The 14,203-nt window shown below is 36.2% G+C and carries 17 protein-coding genes; 11 read left to right on the top strand and 6 right to left on the bottom strand.

Translation table 11 applies throughout. The annotated features are described in order from the left end of the window. Nucleotides 1–30 precede the first annotated feature (30 nt). Together AC6CH7_RS04590 and AC6CH7_RS04585 are read left to right on the top strand one after the other, a co-directional pair. On the top strand, nt 31–879 hold the full coding sequence (locus tag AC6CH7_RS04590; protein WP_498261550.1) for an MBL fold metallo-hydrolase: 849 nt from the start codon (nt 31–33) through the stop codon (nt 877–879). Between the two features lie 92 nt (nt 880–971). Continuing rightward, nucleotides 972–1,301, top strand: a complete 330-nt coding sequence (locus AC6CH7_RS04585) for a YegP family protein (RefSeq protein ID WP_498261549.1) — start codon at nt 972–974, stop codon at nt 1,299–1,301. 164 nt (nt 1,302–1,465) lie between these two features. Here AC6CH7_RS04585 and AC6CH7_RS04580 read toward each other — a convergent pair whose 3' ends face one another. After that, the gene (locus AC6CH7_RS04580; protein WP_498261548.1) at nt 1,466–1,669 is read right to left on the bottom strand and encodes a helix-turn-helix domain-containing protein; all 204 of its coding nucleotides are present in this window, start codon (nt 1,667–1,669) and stop codon (nt 1,466–1,468) included. 362 nt (nt 1,670–2,031) lie between these two features. On the opposite strand from AC6CH7_RS04580, the gene AC6CH7_RS04575 reads away from it, so the two are divergent. Both AC6CH7_RS04575 and AC6CH7_RS04570 read left to right on the top strand, forming a co-directional pair. Beyond that, on the top strand, nt 2,032–2,892 hold the full coding sequence (locus AC6CH7_RS04575) for a sigma-70 family RNA polymerase sigma factor (RefSeq protein ID WP_062547391.1): 861 nt from the start codon (nt 2,032–2,034) through the stop codon (nt 2,890–2,892). A gap of 86 nt (nt 2,893–2,978) precedes the next feature. Continuing rightward, nucleotides 2,979–4,421, top strand: a complete 1,443-nt coding sequence (locus tag AC6CH7_RS04570; RefSeq protein ID WP_498261547.1) for a glyceraldehyde-3-phosphate dehydrogenase — start codon at nt 2,979–2,981, stop codon at nt 4,419–4,421. Here the strand turns inward: AC6CH7_RS04570 and AC6CH7_RS04565 are convergent. Then, the gene (locus tag AC6CH7_RS04565; protein ID WP_048904470.1) at nt 4,418–4,684 is read right to left on the bottom strand and encodes a hypothetical protein; all 267 of its coding nucleotides are present in this window, start codon (nt 4,682–4,684) and stop codon (nt 4,418–4,420) included. The genes AC6CH7_RS04570 and AC6CH7_RS04565 overlap by 4 nt on opposite strands. A gap of 123 nt (nt 4,685–4,807) precedes the next feature. Between AC6CH7_RS04565 and AC6CH7_RS04560 the strand changes: the two genes are divergently transcribed. Beyond that, nucleotides 4,808–5,740, top strand: coding sequence for a M20/M25/M40 family metallo-hydrolase (locus AC6CH7_RS04560; RefSeq protein WP_498261546.1), 933 nt, complete (start codon nt 4,808–4,810; stop codon nt 5,738–5,740). A 7-nt stretch (nt 5,741–5,747) separates the two neighbouring features. Here the strand turns inward: AC6CH7_RS04560 and AC6CH7_RS04555 are convergent, their stop codons facing one another. From AC6CH7_RS04555 to AC6CH7_RS04540, 4 genes are read right to left on the bottom strand one after another with little or no spacing between them, the layout of a single operon-like run. Further along, the gene (locus AC6CH7_RS04555) at nt 5,748–7,325 is read right to left on the bottom strand and encodes a S41 family peptidase (protein WP_498261545.1); all 1,578 of its coding nucleotides are present in this window, start codon (nt 7,323–7,325) and stop codon (nt 5,748–5,750) included. A gap of 46 nt (nt 7,326–7,371) precedes the next feature. Then, a complete protein-coding gene (locus tag AC6CH7_RS04550) occupies nt 7,372–7,986 on the bottom strand; it encodes an HAD family hydrolase (protein ID WP_498261544.1) in 615 nt (204 codons plus the stop codon). Next, on the bottom strand, nt 7,986–8,315 hold the full coding sequence (locus tag AC6CH7_RS04545) for a hypothetical protein (protein ID WP_498261543.1): 330 nt from the start codon (nt 8,313–8,315) through the stop codon (nt 7,986–7,988). The genes AC6CH7_RS04550 and AC6CH7_RS04545 overlap by 1 nt, the downstream gene beginning before the upstream one ends. A 3-nt stretch (nt 8,316–8,318) precedes the next feature. Further along, nucleotides 8,319–8,969, bottom strand: a complete 651-nt coding sequence (locus tag AC6CH7_RS04540) for an ABC transporter ATP-binding protein (RefSeq protein WP_048904465.1) — start codon at nt 8,967–8,969, stop codon at nt 8,319–8,321. A 121-nt stretch (nt 8,970–9,090) separates the two neighbouring features. Between AC6CH7_RS04540 and AC6CH7_RS04535 the strand changes: the two genes are divergently transcribed. Genes AC6CH7_RS04535 through sucC form a run of 6 tightly spaced genes read left to right on the top strand, consistent with a single transcriptional unit; the run spans nt 9,091 to nt 14,018 of the window. Continuing rightward, nucleotides 9,091–9,720 carry a hypothetical protein gene (locus AC6CH7_RS04535; protein WP_498261542.1) on the top strand — a complete coding sequence of 210 codons (630 nt, stop codon included), beginning with the start codon at nt 9,091–9,093 and terminating at the stop codon, nt 9,718–9,720. Then, nucleotides 9,720–10,016 (top strand): winged helix-turn-helix domain-containing protein, encoded by a 297-nt coding sequence (locus AC6CH7_RS04530; RefSeq protein WP_498261541.1) that lies wholly within the window; start codon nt 9,720–9,722, stop codon nt 10,014–10,016. The genes AC6CH7_RS04535 and AC6CH7_RS04530 overlap by 1 nt, the downstream gene beginning before the upstream one ends. A 53-nt stretch (nt 10,017–10,069) precedes the next feature. Further along, on the top strand, nt 10,070–10,372 hold the full coding sequence (locus AC6CH7_RS04525; RefSeq protein ID WP_498261540.1) for a hypothetical protein: 303 nt from the start codon (nt 10,070–10,072) through the stop codon (nt 10,370–10,372). A gap of 22 nt (nt 10,373–10,394) precedes the next feature. Continuing rightward, complete coding sequence (locus tag AC6CH7_RS04520) at nt 10,395–12,014, top strand: DUF4153 domain-containing protein (RefSeq protein WP_498261539.1); 1,620 nt, start codon at nt 10,395–10,397, stop codon at nt 12,012–12,014. A 16-nt stretch (nt 12,015–12,030) separates the two neighbouring features. After that, nucleotides 12,031–12,786 (top strand): ferritin-like domain-containing protein, encoded by a 756-nt coding sequence (locus tag AC6CH7_RS04515; RefSeq protein WP_498261538.1) that lies wholly within the window; start codon nt 12,031–12,033, stop codon nt 12,784–12,786. A gap of 41 nt (nt 12,787–12,827) precedes the next feature. Further along, complete coding sequence (gene sucC / locus AC6CH7_RS04510) at nt 12,828–14,018, top strand: ADP-forming succinate--CoA ligase subunit beta (protein WP_172660497.1); 1,191 nt, start codon at nt 12,828–12,830, stop codon at nt 14,016–14,018. Nucleotides 14,019–14,203 lie beyond the last annotated feature (185 nt).

Raw genomic sequence — 14,203 nt, 5'->3', positions numbered from 1 at the left:
TTGTGCGGCCTTTTTCATTAATTTTAAGATATGAATCTACATACTATAAATACGGGCTTATTTAAACTTGATGGAGGCGCCATGTTTGGTGTGGTACCAAAATCTATCTGGCAAAAAACAACGCCATCTGATGCGAATAACATGTGCACCTGGGCAATGAGGTGCTTGTTAATTGAAGACGGTGATAGATTAATATTAATAGATAATGGCATTGGCGATAAACAGGATGAAAAATTTTTAGGTCATTATTATTTACATGGTGATGATACCTTAGACAAGTCTTTGGCTGCAAAAGGTTTTTCAAGAGACGATATCACCGATGTTTTTTTAACGCACCTCCATTTTGATCATTGTGGTGGTTCAATAATGCGTGTTGGCGACAAACTGAGGCCAGCATTTAAAAATGCATTCTATTGGAGCAATCAAAAGCACTGGGACTGGGCGGTTAATCCAAATGAAAGAGAAAAAGCTTCATTTTTAAAAGAAAACATTTTACCTATTCAGGATAGTGGCCAACTTAGGTTTATTGAAGATGTTGACGGAGTTCAATTTCATGATGGCATCAACATTCGATTTGCATACGGACATACTGACGCAATGATGTTGCCCCAAATCAAATATAAGGATAAGACAATTGTTTATATGGCCGACCTGCTTCCTTCTGTTGGACACATCCCCCTGCCTTATGTTATGGCATACGACATGTTCCCATTGCAAACATTAAAGGAAAAGAAGTCTTTTTTACAGGAAGCAACTGACAATGGCTACATCCTTTATCTGGAACATGATGCTGTAAATGAATGCTGTACTTTACAGCAGACAGAAAAAGGGATAAGGTTAGATCAGACTTTTGATTTAAAAAGCATCACTAATTCCTAAACAAAAAAATAATAATTGTTTGGTTTTGTTTAGTTTTTTATAAATTGGATTATTAAAACAATCTACTTTAAAAATAAATTAAAAAAAAGATTATGGGCAAATTTGAAATCACACCAAGAAAAAATGGAGAATTCCAATTCAATTTAAAGGCAGGAAACGGTCAGGTAATTTTAACTAGCGAAGGGTATTCAAGCAAAAGCGGATGTACAAACGGAATTGAGTCTGTAAAGAAAAACTCTCAGGATGATAGTAAGTATGAGAGAAAAACATCATCGAATGGCAAACCATACTTTAATTTAAAAGCAACCAACGGGCAAATTATTGGTAACAGCGAAATGTACGAAAGTGTTGCAAGCAGAGATAACGGCATTGAGTCGGTTAAAAAAAATGCCCCTGACGCAGAAATTTCGGATTTGACTTAAATATCTATTATATAACTTTTTATAGAGCCTGATTGACTTTAATGTTGATCAGGCTCTTGTTTTATAGGTTATGCTTATGGCGCAGGCCGTCATTCTTCTTCCGTTTCGATAAGAGAGATAAGGAGTGAGCAATAAGACGACGGCTTTAATAGCACTCATTCCCATCACCTACGAAACTCCAGTATATCCCCAGGCTGGCAGTCCAGAACATCGCATATCGCATCCATAGTTTCCAATCTGATTGCTTTTGCCTTTCCCGTTTTTAATATAGAAAGGTTAGACATTGTTACCCCTACCCTCATGCTAAGCTCAGTTAAAGACATCTTTCTTTTAGCAAGCATTACATCTAAGTTTATAATTATTGGCATAATATCATTTTATTATGAGTCATTAATCCATCGAATTAATATTCCCTATTTTCCCCATTTTTAAAGATGCTAATTATGTTTTATTTCCTGACATCATAAAGACAAACATTTATTTTGACTTTAGATGGCGTTAAATATTATTGTAATACACGATATTAATATCGAAATTCAATAATAACACTATGTTTTACAATATAACGACATTCATACTGACAAAAGTATTTTGGAATAATTTTTGCTGCTAAATTATTGTATAATTAATACGTGTAAAGTGTAACGTTTTCAGTAATTTATGTTTTCTAATTGCCTTAAAATTCTTACTTTTGCACGTTCAAACACATAAAGAGTACCAAAGCATATAAATGAGACAACTCAAAATCACGCAATCGATTACCAATCGCGAAAGTCAATCTCTAGACAAATACCTTCACGAAATTGGTAAAGTGGATTTAATTACCGCGGAAGAAGAAGTAATATTAGCAAGAAAAATACGTGAGGGCGATCAGGCTGCATTAGAACGTTTAACTAAAACCAATTTACGCTTCGTGGTTTCGGTAGCAAAACAATATCAAAACCAGGGTTTAACTTTAGGGGATTTAATTAACGAAGGAAATCTGGGCTTAATTAAGGCTGCCAAGCGTTTTGATGAGACAAAAGGTTTTAAATTTATCTCATATGCTGTTTGGTGGATTCGTCAGTCTATTTTGCAGGCAATTGCTGAGCAAAGCCGTATTGTACGTTTACCACTTAACCAGGTTGGATCTTTAAGTAAAATCAGCAAAGCCTTCTCTAAATTAGAGCAGGAATTTGAGCGTGAGCCATCTCCTGAAGAATTGGCAGACATCCTGGAAACGACTGTTGATAAGATTTCTGACACGTTAAGTAACTCAGGAAGACACGTATCAATGGATGCTCCATTTGTTCAGGGTGAAGAAAATACACTACTAGATGTATTGGAAAATCATGAACCGAACACAGATAGCAGTCTTATAAACGAATCCCTTTCGGAAGAAATTAAACGTTCATTGTCTACTTTAACAGAAAGAGAACGTGAAATTATTGTTCTTTTCTTTGGATTAAGTACAAATCATCCACTATCTCTTGAAGAGATTGGAGAGAAGTTTAACTTAACCCGTGAGCGTGTACGTCAGATAAAAGATAAAGCACTTCAACGTTTGCGTCATACATCACGCAGCAAAATCTTGAAATCATATTTAGGATAAGAGATTAAAAATATATTAAAGTAAAAAAGATCGGGTATGTACCCGATCTTTTTTACTTTTGTGACGTTCTAACCAAATTTAACGGCATGCTAAATAAGTACCAATCGGAGTTTCAATACTGGATTGAAAAGGAAAAAAAGGCAATTCAATTAATCAATATCGTAGGGCAGCTATGGTTCGATAAATCAATTGAGCTGGTACTATTCAGAAAACCCTTGTTTGACATAGGTAGCAGTGAGATACTTTCCCACCATCAATACGCTAAGGAAGTTAGCGGAAAAGACATTAACATTTATGAAACACTAGAGTTAGCTAAAACAATAGCAAACAGTAACCTCGAACCTTCCAGGATTGACATAGGAAGATTAGCTGCCGAATGGCTTGAGGATAATAACACCAATATCCAGGATTTCGTAATTGGCAAGCTCAGCAAACATATTGGTAAAGATAAGATCAACTTAAAACCTAAGGATGTAATCTTGTTTGGATTTGGCCGTATCGGGCGCATAGCTGCAAGAGAATTAGTTTTACAGGCCGGAAAAGGAGAACAATTACGGTTACGTGCAATCGTAACCAGAGGCCACAGCGACGAAGAACTCATTAAAAGAGCAGAACTAATGCGCACTGATTCTGTTCATGGCCCATTTAATGGTACTATACTCGAGGATTTTGAAAACCATGCACTAATTATAAATGGGCAAACCATTTATTTCGTTGAAGCTGAACAGCCCGAAGACATAGATTACACAGTTTATGGAATTCAGGATGCCTTGCTAATTGACAACACAGGAGTTTTTCGTGAACGGGAAGACCTTAGCAGGCACTTGCAGGCAAAAGGAATAGCAAAGGTATTGCTTACCGCTCCGGCAAAGGGTAATGTACCCAATATTGTAACGGGGATTAATGATTTAGAGATTGACTTTGATAAGGAAACCATCTTTTCTAACGCATCCTGCACGACTAACGCCATAGTCCCTGTATTGAAATTAATAGACGATTGCTTTGGAATTGAAAAGGGACACATAGAAACGATACATTCTTACACAAACGATCAAAACCTACTGGATAATTACCATAAAAAATACCGAAGAGGTCGCGCCGCAGCATTAAATCTCGTAATTACCGAAACAGGGGCAGATAGAGCTGTAGCTAAAGTACTTCCTCATTTGGGAGGCAAATTAACAGGGAATGCGGTACGTGTTCCTACACCCAACGTATCCTTGGCCATACTAAATCTATCACTCAACAAAGTATCATCAAAGGAAGAAATCGGCGAAATATTGAAACAAGCCTCCCTTTTTGGGAATCTGTCTGAACAAATCGAATATTCAATTTCCAATGAATTGGTAAGTACAGACCTCATAGGCAATAGCCATTCGGCTATTATAGATGGGCCTGCAACAATTATGGCCAAAGACAACAAATCTGTAGTAATATATGTCTGGTACGACAATGAATATGGTTATACCAGACAGGTTATCCGTCTTGCCAAAAAAGTTGCAGGCGTAGTTAGGCTAACTTATTACTAGAAATCTATATCAATAAGGCTGCTTAGTGGGATATGAACCCCGCTCTTTAATTGAAGGTATCTTTCAGTAACAGACCAAACGGTAGTACTAACTGTTTTTGGTCCCTCTGTAGTGTTAAATGTAATATCCGCTTTTGATTTAAATTCGTTTCCCAGTCGTTGTGCGGAGTTTAACTTATCTCTTAATTCTTCTGTGTGATTCTGATCGGCTGAAACGATTTTACTGATATCTATTGATTCTTTTTCTATTAATTCCCCTAACATAGTATTATGACTTATTCTTACTTAAATATGCATTTAATCTATTTAAATAACAATAGGACATGAAAAGAGTTACAAATATCATTCTATATCTTTACTTTAGCATTATATACCAATCATAACAAAATGAGAATCTACCCTTTAATACTCCTTAGCTTATTATTGAGCTGTAGTTCTGTCAAAAAAACAGATGCCCAAGCTGGAAGTCAGCTACTTAAAGATGTAGAAGTATTATCTTCCGATGTTTATGAAGGGAGAAAAACAGGGACAAAAGGCGGCGAAATGGCACGTGTCTATATAGCGTCCCGCTTTAAAGAAATTGGTATAAAAACTTTACCATCATTTTCTGGCTATGAGATGCCATTTACCTTTACAGACAAAAAAGGAGCTGCCATTGAAGGCAAAAATATGCTTGCATATGTAGAAGGAAAGAGTAAAAATATAATCGTTATATCTGCTCATTATGATCATATTGGAATTATAAACAATGAAATTTACAATGGAGCCGACGATAATGCGTCGGGAGTTGCTACCTTATTAAAACTTGCCTCACACTATGTAAAGAACAAACCTGATCATACTTTAATTTTTGCTGCATTTGATGCTGAAGAAGCAGGTTTACAAGGAGCAAAAGCATTTATAAAAAATCCGCCCGTTCAACTTGAGAATATCAAACTCAATATAAATATGGATATGGTGAGCCACAACGACAAAGGTGAGCTTTATGCATGTGGGACATTTAAATACCCTCAGTTAAAACCGTCTGTTTTTAGCAAGAATTCTAAAATAAAAATAATTTTAGGCCATGACGACCCAAAACTGGCTAGCAATGACTGGACAAATCAAAGTGATCACTCGGCTTTTAACGACAAGGATATACCCTTTATTTATTTCGGAGTGGAAGATCATAAGGATTATCATAAAGCTACTGACGAGCTTAAAAACATCAATCCTGCATTTTTCACTAATGCAAGTGAGGCAATCCTTGAAATAACCCAAAGACTAGACCATCAGCTTTATTTGAAGTCGGTAATTAACCAAAAGAAAATAATAAATTAAGCAAGGGTTATTTTCGGTTTTCAATCATCCCAACAAATTCACCACTCGATTTACCTCCAAGTGCCTGCAAACGTGTTGATTTAGATCTATCCGTGGTAGTGGATACTTTTGCCTGGCTGGTAACTGCTGTGCTTGGGGCCAGGATATTAATGGCTTCCGCAGTACAATCATCTTTGGGATTACCAAAATCATACATCACATCATCTATGGCAAACTCATACCCCTTAACATCGGGAACCATTCCGGTATAATAACCGCCAACACCGGCAGAGTTTTTAGTTTCAAACATTGAGAAGTAAACGTCGTACTTGTTCTCCAGGGTTATAGGGAAAAAACCAACCGGTTTTCCATAAGAGGTCTCTCCTACCAAACTAACAGTCATGTGAGGCTTAAGGCTGTTTATTACAAGTTCACTAGCAGAAGCGGTATACCGCTCTACAATGAACACCACATTCTTCACTCCCGTTAAATTCCCCGTCTTTTGGAATGTAGTAGTATTGCCGCTTACGGTATAATCACCATCAAAATAAGTTCCTGCGGCCTGACCATCATCATTAACAGCTGGCTGATTCTTTAATATCGTAGCTTTTTTGTTCTGCATTGTGGAATTATAGTGTTCCGTGAACATTACGCCAGAAGTACCGGTAGGCGCAATCAGATTAATAAGGTGTTGTGCTGTACTTATATAACCACCACCATTATACCTCAGATCAACAATAAGATCGGTTACTCCTCTAGCAGCGAAATTATTGAAGACTGTGGTTAGTGCACTTTCAGAATTTTCTTTATTTGAGAACCTTGCATAGGCCAGATAACCTATCTTTTTACTACTGGCTGTAAAAACTGTATCTTTATATACAGGACTACTTTTGTAACTGCCCTTGGTAAGTGTCTTAGTAAAATCTACATTTCCTTTTTTCCCTACTAATGTTACTGAAGCCCCTTCAATTGCACTTTCTATTTTATCTACTTCTGCATTAAAATTAGCACCATACTCTACTCCGCTGACTTTTATAATTTTATCACCTCTTACAACACCGGCTTTAGCGGCAGGAGAATTAGGATAAACAGCAGTCACATAGACGGAATAATCAACCTCAGACGGAGTTTCAGGCAAGTCAAAATATCCGAATCTTAAGCCAACATCATTTCCATTCCCCTTCAGATCAACGGATAAACTTGTATTTGGAATACTTGCAATAGGATTTTCGTCATCTTGATTAAAAATATAAGAGTATTTTGGATATGGCCTATTATTTAAATAATCTGGAGATTTCGATGCCTTAACTATATTATATAAGTTAGTTTCATACTTCTCGAGATCCGTTCCGCCTGCACTATATTGTCGCGGCTCAAAAGCATCGTAAGTAGGCAGGGCGTCGTTCCAGAAATAAACCTCCTTGGCATAAAGAAATAAGGAATCATTCGTTAATTCTACCCTATTTGTTGTAGGAGTTTGCTTGGTATTTTGCGAACCCTGCGGTTCCGGATCAGGTGTAGTTTTATTCTTTTTACATGCACTAAATACAATGCAAACCACCAGAAATGAACCAATTAGGTAATTTTTTACAAGGCTATTTTTCATTTAAATAATTTTATCACCAACACCAGGTTCGGAGGTATAAACGTAATTAAGGTACTAATAGTTTATCAACATTCAAATACGTTAATCCTGTATTTACTGCACATTCTTCATCTAATTTGAGCTTACCAACCATCAGCACATCTTCTTTCTTTAAATTATGCTTGTCCAGAATCATTTGAATCCCTTCTGGGGAAGGCTTAGAAGCAGTTTCTGCAGCAAAATAGACAGTAAGATGGTTTTCTAAGCCATGCCATTCCATTTGCTTGATCTTATTAAGTTGCATCATAGGATCGCCATTGGTGAATATAAATATTTCCTTACTTTCAACGGTGATCTCCTGCAGAAAGCGAAGCATCTCGTTAAACATCAATAGCTTTAAGGGCAGGCGTGCGCTTAAGAAAAGCAAATCAAAATTCACTTTATACTTTAATGGTATATCAAGTTGGGCTGCTGTTTTCTCAAAAATATCCTCGCTACCCGTTGCAAGGTATGTTTGCTGCATACTTTTAAGAATTTCGTCAGCGCTTATTTGCTCTGCATATTCTATAAATTGAGCAAATAAATAATAAACCTGTAGCAAGTAATCCTTCTGTGGATAAAGGACATCATCCAGTTCAAAAACAAATGCTTGCTTATTTTTCAAATAATGTTCAAATGCCATTAAATGTTAGTTAAATGGATGATCTGATCTTTTTCGGGCATTAGCACCTGAATATTAAACTCCTCAAAAAGCACCTTCGACTTTAGCATATCGGCAATCTCAAATTCATGCAAAGGTAAAACCGCATCTACCCCCTCGTTGAGGCAATGATTTAACAAATTATGGGCTATAATTTCATCATTTCGCGCTCCTAAGGAAATGAAATAGTATCGTGCAGATGGAAAAGAAGGCATATCCCCATAATCAGCCAGCACAATATTATGATCTGCAAAAGCTTTAATCAGTTTTAGCGACTGTGCAGATTTCCCTCCCGTTATTAATATCTTCAAAACTTAAATAATTAAACCGTCTTTCATTGTAACCACCCTATCGCTAATCTTAGCCAGATCTTCATTATGTGTAACAATCACAAAAGTCTGTTTAAAATTATCTCTAAGGGTAATAAAAAATTGATGTAGTGAGTTCGCATTTGCCGAATCCAAATTACCGGATGGCTCATCAGCAAGAATAATTGCCGGATTATTTATCAACGCTCTTGCTACAGCGATACGCTGTTGTTCGCCACCAGATAACTGATTAGGCTTATGGTCTGCCCTATCCTTTAGACCCAAAAGCTCAAGGAGCTCAGTTGCCCTTGCCATTGCTTGTTTTGTAGGCACCTTAGCTATAAATGCAGGGATACAGATGTTCTCAAGAGCAGTAAACTCGGGCAAAAGATGATGGAACTGAAAAACAAATCCAATATTCTTATTTCTAAAAACACTTAGCAATTCGCCCGATAGCCTGTTGACCTTAGAACCATTAAGTTCTACCGTACCGGCGTCGGGCTTGTCCAGTGTACCTAAAATATGGAGTAAGGTACTCTTCCCTGCACCTGAAGCACCTATAATACTTACAATTTCGCCTTTTTTGACCTCAAAATCTACTCCTTTTAATATCGGTAGATTTCCATAAGCTTTTTTTATACCTGTGGCTTTTAGCATAAATGCAAACTTACAAAAACATAGCACAAGGTTAAACAAATTATGATATAACAAATAATCCTAAATTTTTCTTGGAAGTTCAGATTTATCGCTTAACTTTGAAAAACAAAGTACTTTTAAAATGAGTAGCAAGGAAGAACAGCTAAATGCATTGAACGACATCAAAAAAATGATGGATCGTTCATCAAGATTTATTTCTTTAAGTGGGTTATCAGGAGTTTTTGCTGGTCTTACTGCACTGGTGGGCGCTTACCTTGCTCATTTAGAAATAGCAAATAGTGTAAATGGCACTTATGAATATGGTTTTACCGAGGATGATCTGGAAGCCAATTTGATTAAAATTGGCCTTGGAGTACTTATTGTTGCGCTTATAGGTGGTTTTCTCCTTACGCTTAGACAAACCAGAAGAAAGAAATTACCATTCTGGGACAGAACCTCTAAAAATTTATTGATCAACTTAGCAATTCCACTATTCGCGGGAGGTCTATTTATTATTGGGCTGCTTCTGGCCCATCCTGGCACTTATGGCTTAATAGCACCTTCTTGTTTGTTATTTTATGGACTGGCTTTAATTAATGCCAGTAAGTATACTTATACTGACATTCGCTTTTTGGGTCTTTGCGAAGTTATACTTGGATTGGTAGCGATGTTTAATATTGGATACGGACTCTACTTCTGGGCCTTTGGTTTTGGTGTGCTTCATATTTTTTATGGTTTGCTAATGTATTTTAAGTACGAAAGGACTAAATAATGAAGAACCCGATAGGAGCCCTTAACAAGATATTTGATAGTCGGATAAGACTTGGTGTGATGTCTATTCTGATTGTAAATGATAGTATTAGTTTTAATGAACTGAAACAAATGCTGGAGCTTACAGACGGCAACCTTGCCTCCCACCTGAACACTTTGGAACAAGCGGAATACTTAAAAGTTCAAAAATCATTTATTGGAAAAAAAACAAATACTACATATATGCTTACAGATCTGGGTAGACAAGCGTTTAAAACTCATTTGGATGCTTTAGAAAAGATGATTAAAGGCCTTTAATTTTTTTTATCTAATTACTTTGAAATACAAAGCACTTTTAAAAATCAAAAAAAATGGAAACAACGTCAATTAATCAAATTACCACCATTGCCAAAGAATGCACTAAATATTCATTTGTTGCAGGATCTGCACTCTTTTTATTTTATTTCCTCACAAAATTCAGTCCCTTAGTTCCAGTAGGCCTCTTATACATCATGCTTGCTTTAGTGATCAATTCAATTGTCTTTCTGAGTTTATTGATTACAATAATCGTTCACCCAGAGCATTGCCTTACACTGTTAAAAACAGCAGTTGTTATGCTATTTAACCTCCCTGTAGCTTTTGCATACATGTGGGTAGTTACAAATCACCTTTAATCTAAAAATAATCTACACTCACATGAAACAGCGGATAGACCTACAGCTCCTTGCAGCAATTGGCGGCGGCATTCTTTTTAACTTTCTTTTCTGGATGGAGAAACAAGCCCTTAACCTACTTATTTACACACTTTTTTTAAGCATCATAACGTTACTGGATCAGGAAAAGCCTAAAACTAAAAAGTACTACATTATCGCCGGCAGTCATCTTCTGGCCGCAATAATGGTAGTTATCAATCAATCAGATCTGAATATCATCACCTGGTATATCAGTTTTGCGGTTATGATAGGCTTAATTCATTTCCCTTTATTAAGGAATATTTTTACCGTATTGCTTGCGGCATTTTTACAGATTATTACGGCCCCGATAAATCTTTTAAAAAAAATAATGGCCATTCACTTTAGGAGCCTTTCTTTTAAGCCTGTCTTAAAAATCGTAAAGTACATTATTATCCCTTTTTTCGCCATCATGCTGTTTAGCATGCTTTATAGTGAGGCCAATACTGTTTTTGCCAATTACCTTAATCGAATTACTACTGGCATAACCACATTTATAAACAACATAGTCATCTTCTTATTTCCGGAATTAAGCTTTGAACGCTTCATGCACATTGTTCTTGGGATTGTGTTGAGTGCAGGAGCTTTTATCAGTTTAAAAAGGCTTGAACTTGAAAAAATTGAAGTTGGCTTTGGTGAGCAGTTAGTACGAGAACACAGGAATAAAACAAGCAACTCCATTGGCTATATGTTTATCGAAGTTTTTGCTGAAGGTTTGTTGAAACGGATGATGGCTTTAAAAACTGAAAATATCATTGGTATTATTTCATTTACAGCATTAAACCTGCTATTACTTTTATTAAACACCATTGACATAACTACATTATGGCTGGGTAAAAACATTGAATCGAATGGAGCTAAATATTCAGATGCGCTTCATGATGGCACAAATGTATTAATAGTAAGTATTGTGATAGCTATGATGATTATTGTCTACTTTTTTAGGGGAAATCTAAATTTCTACAGTAAAAACAAAACAATCAGATTACTGGCCTATTTATGGATATTCCAAAATATTTTTCTGGTCTGTTCTGTGTTACTTAGAGATTACCAGTACGTAAATGCTCTTGGATTAACCTACAAACGCATTGGTGTATTCGTTTTCTTATTGCTTTGCACAATAGGTCTGGTTACTGTTTACATCAAGGTCGCTCAGCAAAAAACCTTCTTTTATCTGTGTAAAATAAATGGTTTCATTTGGTATATATTACTGCTTGTTTTCGGCTTTGTAAACTGGGATGTTTTGATTGTGAGCTACAACATTCACAACAGAAACTCCATTAACTTGGATCTTGATCATTTAACCGATTTGTCTGACAAGACCCTCCCCCTTTTGAATAAGAATAAGACTATACTTAGAAAATATTTGAACACCTCAAAATATGCTTCCAAATGGAGTAACGACACAATCCGTGTCGCTACAAAACCAATAGCACCAACGGATGCAGAACAAATTTTAGCTTTTGAAAAGGATTTAAACCAACGCAACAACTCGTTCAAAGCAAAATACAATGAAACATCATGGCTTTCGTGGAATTATCGCGACTGGCAAACAATGCAATTTCTAATTAAAAACCACCTATAATCCTAAACCCTACGCTATGCACAACTCATTGTATTGGATGAACTATTTTAGCCAAAACTTAAAGAATCAAAGAATTGACTGGAGCATTAACCCTGATTTAACTGCATTTGAAAAGAGCAAGATTTTAAAATCACTGCAGGCCTGGCAACTGGGAGAAACATCCGAAGGAACAAATCTGGTAAATGCCGCCACTAAACATGCTAAAAAATTGGATGATCCACATTATACAGAGGCTATTAAGCTATTTATTAAAGAAGAGCAAAAGCATGGTAATAATTTAGGCCGCTATATTGATCTTATAGGCGAGCCGCGAATAAAAAAGGACTGGGGTGATAGTTTATTTAGAAAAATAAGGGGGTTAAACACGGACATGGAGTTTTGGACCATAGCTGTAATTACAGTTGAAAGTGCGGCTCAAATATTTTACCAGTGCTTAAAGGATGCAACCAACTGTAAATTGCTTAAACAAATTAGTACAGATATTTTAATTGATGAGGCGGCTCATATCATTTTTCAAATTGAGAGATTAAGTCTGATATATAGGAATAAGAACTCTTTTATGAGAACTATTACCTATTATTTTTATACAGGCTTCTATTTTTCTACAGCAATGGTGGTTTGGCTTGCGCACAGGAGATTATTTAACGCAGGTCGGGTAGACTTTAGCTGCTATTGGATCAAGATGAAACTTAAATTTAAAAAGACGATTAAAAAACTGAAACCCGAAAGCGAAAATATAAACACTGAAAATACCTTTAGCCATTTGTTATAAAGCTTTTGAAATTGTAGATTTGAACAAATTTTTTCAGCATAATGAATATCCACGAATATCAAGGTAAAGAAATACTTAAAAGTTTTGGAGTAGCCGTACAAGAAGGTGTAGTAGCCGACACGGTAGAGCAGGCTGTAGAAGCTGCTAAAAAAATGAAAACTGACTACAATTCTGACTGGGTTGTAATTAAAGCTCAGATCCACGCTGGTGGTAGAGGTAAAGGCGGCGGTGTAAAGCTTGCCAAAAACCTTGATGAGGTTAAGGAAAGAGCTTCTGCTATCTTAGGTATGCAGTTAGTAACTCCACAAACTGGTCCAGAAGGAAAGAAAGTTAACAAAATTCTAGTTGCTCAGGATGTTTACTATCCAGGTGCATCTGAAACCAAAGAATTCTATATCAGCGTATTGTTAAACCGCGCTAACGGAAGAAACATAATTATGTATTCTACTGAAGGTGGAATGGATATCGAGGAAGTTGCTGAGCATACTCCTCATTTGATCTTCAAAGAAGAAATTGACCCTAAAGTTGGTCTTCAAGGATTTCAAGCTCGTAAAATAGCTTTCAACCTTGGTCTAAGCGGTCAGGCTTTTAAAGAAATGGTAAAATTTGTTACCGCACTTTACAAAGCTTACGACAGCACTGATTCTTCAATGTTTGAAATCAACCCTGTTCTAAAAACATCTGATGATAAAATTATCGCAGTTGACGCGAAAGTAGATTTAGACGAGAATGCTTTATTCCGTCATCCGGATTATGCTGCAATGCGTGATAAACTGGAAGAAGATCCTACTGACGTTGAAGCAAGCGAATCAAACCTTAACTACGTTAAACTTGATGGAAACGTAGGCTGTATGGTTAATGGAGCAGGCTTAGCAATGGCTACTATGGACATCATCAAAATTGCAGGTGGAGAACCGGCTAACTTTTTAGATGTTGGTGGTACTGCAAATGCACAAACGGTTAAAGCTGGTTTTAACATCATCCTTAAAGATCCGAATGTGAAAGCAATTTTAATTAACATATTTGGCGGTATTGTTCGTTGTGATCGTGTTGCCCAAGGTGTTATTGATGCTTATAAAGAAATTGGAGATGTTCCGGTTCCTATTATTTGCCGTTTACAAGGAACAAATGCTGTTGAAGCTAAACAATTAATAGATGACTCAGGGTTAAAAGTTTTCTCTGCGATAGCATTAAAAGACGCTGCTGATTTAGTTACGAAAGTATTGGCTTAATCTATAGCTATTCAAATAAATCTTTATTAAAAGAAAAAGCCAATTGTTAACTCAATTGGCTTTTTTCATTTACAAAAAAACAAACAGGCTTGATTTCTGTTTAAAACACACAAAAAAAATAAGAATTCTACTTTTAAAATAAGAAGAGGCATACAATCATCCAATTGTATGCCTCTCTAACCAAA

The sequence above is a fragment of the Pedobacter sp. GQ55 genome (assembly GCF_059758925.1).
Note: the sequence above shows the minus strand (reverse complement) of the source record. Positions and strands in the feature narration are given on the sequence as shown.

Excerpts from the sequence above, each read along its gene's own strand:
- AC6CH7_RS04590 (WP_498261550.1), top strand. The coding sequence starts at position 31 with ATGAATCTACATACTATAAATACGGGCTTATTTAAACTTGATGGAGGC.
- AC6CH7_RS04585 (WP_498261549.1), top strand. The coding sequence starts at position 972 with ATGGGCAAATTTGAAATCACACCAAGAAAAAATGGAGAATTCCAATTC.
- AC6CH7_RS04580 (WP_498261548.1), bottom strand. The coding sequence starts at position 1,669 with ATGCCAATAATTATAAACTTAGATGTAATGCTTGCTAAAAGAAAGATG.
- AC6CH7_RS04575 (WP_062547391.1), top strand. The coding sequence starts at position 2,032 with ATGAGACAACTCAAAATCACGCAATCGATTACCAATCGCGAAAGTCAA.
- AC6CH7_RS04570 (WP_498261547.1), top strand. The coding sequence starts at position 2,979 with ATGCTAAATAAGTACCAATCGGAGTTTCAATACTGGATTGAAAAGGAA.
- AC6CH7_RS04565 (WP_048904470.1), bottom strand. The coding sequence starts at position 4,684 with ATGTTAGGGGAATTAATAGAAAAAGAATCAATAGATATCAGTAAAATC.
- AC6CH7_RS04560 (WP_498261546.1), top strand. The coding sequence starts at position 4,808 with ATGAGAATCTACCCTTTAATACTCCTTAGCTTATTATTGAGCTGTAGT.
- AC6CH7_RS04555 (WP_498261545.1), bottom strand. The coding sequence starts at position 7,325 with ATGAAAAATAGCCTTGTAAAAAATTACCTAATTGGTTCATTTCTGGTG.
- AC6CH7_RS04550 (WP_498261544.1), bottom strand. The coding sequence starts at position 7,986 with ATGGCATTTGAACATTATTTGAAAAATAAGCAAGCATTTGTTTTTGAA.
- AC6CH7_RS04540 (WP_048904465.1), bottom strand. The coding sequence starts at position 8,969 with ATGCTAAAAGCCACAGGTATAAAAAAAGCTTATGGAAATCTACCGATA.
- AC6CH7_RS04535 (WP_498261542.1), top strand. The coding sequence starts at position 9,091 with ATGAGTAGCAAGGAAGAACAGCTAAATGCATTGAACGACATCAAAAAA.
- AC6CH7_RS04530 (WP_498261541.1), top strand. The coding sequence starts at position 9,720 with ATGAAGAACCCGATAGGAGCCCTTAACAAGATATTTGATAGTCGGATA.
- AC6CH7_RS04525 (WP_498261540.1), top strand. The coding sequence starts at position 10,070 with ATGGAAACAACGTCAATTAATCAAATTACCACCATTGCCAAAGAATGC.
- AC6CH7_RS04520 (WP_498261539.1), top strand. The coding sequence starts at position 10,395 with ATGAAACAGCGGATAGACCTACAGCTCCTTGCAGCAATTGGCGGCGGC.
- AC6CH7_RS04515 (WP_498261538.1), top strand. The coding sequence starts at position 12,031 with ATGCACAACTCATTGTATTGGATGAACTATTTTAGCCAAAACTTAAAG.
- sucC (WP_172660497.1), top strand. The coding sequence starts at position 12,828 with ATGAATATCCACGAATATCAAGGTAAAGAAATACTTAAAAGTTTTGGA.